Here is a 1,108-nt window from a genome sequence, read left to right on the forward strand (position 1 = left end):
GCTTTGCCGTCGAGGCAATGGGCGATGGGCACTTGGTGACTCTCACTGAAAATATTTTCGACGTGGCGGACAATTTTGCGCTGTTCTCTGCGCGGCGATCCGAGTTGAAGAAACTGCTGAGACCAGGATTTATTCGTCTTACCAACGAACCTCTGAACCAGGCAACCAGCCCCCCGGTGGACTTCGGACCGAGGTATGCGCCCCTGCTCAATGGGACATGGGTTATCCCAACAATGAGGGGCTGATCACCAGTTCGGACGGCCTGCCGAGCATTCGTCTCACCAACGAACCTCTGCCCTGATGCGCTGCCCCGAACCCTGAAAATACTTGCATATGAACCCGGATTTCTGCAACCTATGGGGCATTGCAAATCCTCACGCTGACTTTCTGGAAAGGTCAAAAAAATGAGAAAACCACATATCCTGATTTCCATCGTTACTGATACCGACACCACGAGATGGGAATTCGGCAGGAAGGTGTTGGAGACATTTTGTGAAACCGACCCACGATTGGTGCCTGATCGCTTTGATAGCGATGTAAGAATCAAGAAACCGTTTTATGACATCGCTGCATGCGAGAAGTACTGGGCAGTGAAGACCATCATAGACGCGGGTGAGGAAGGACGCTGGCTCACCACATGGGCTTGCGGATGGAAGCGGTCCAAAACGGTGAAGTATAGTTATGAGATGAGCCATACCTTCCCCTACGTGAACCGGCTTGGCGAGATTCGTCTCGGATGGCTCCATGGTAATGCTGATGCCAACAAAAAAATCGACTGGAACCGCCTGTTCCACAGCCTTGTTGAACTCGCCAACCCGCAGTTTGCCATTTTGCATTTGTTCACCGATATTGAAACAAGAGACGATGCATTTGGGACAGACGAGCACGCGATTGTTGCCAAAGACGATTTCCTCAGGGGCCCGCCGGCTGTAATTCTGGAGGACAGAGGCGTTCCAAACCTGGGTTGGGCAACCTTCTTTGGCCGGGCATACACCAGGGAAATCGATGCAGAAAAGCTACGCGCCAATGGCTTTGCCGTCGAGACAATTGGCGATGGACACTTGGTGACTCTCACTGAAAATATTTTCGACGTGGCGGACAATTTTGC

The 1,108-nt window shown here is 51.9% G+C and carries 2 protein-coding genes; both read left to right on the plus strand.

What is annotated here, in order from left to right; genetic code table 11:
* A partial coding sequence (locus VTU_RS35225) for a hypothetical protein (protein ID WP_010109068.1) occupies positions 1-245 on the plus strand: 245 nt, incomplete at its 5' end.
* 159 nt (positions 246-404) lie between these two features.
* Positions 405-1,108, plus strand: a 704-nt coding sequence (locus VTU_RS0121960; RefSeq protein ID WP_010109069.1) for a hypothetical protein, incomplete at its 3' end; no start/stop codon positions are given.

The organism is Verminephrobacter aporrectodeae subsp. tuberculatae At4, from assembly GCF_000193225.1.
GTDB lineage: Bacteria > Pseudomonadota > Gammaproteobacteria > Burkholderiales > Burkholderiaceae_C > Acidovorax > Acidovorax aporrectodeae.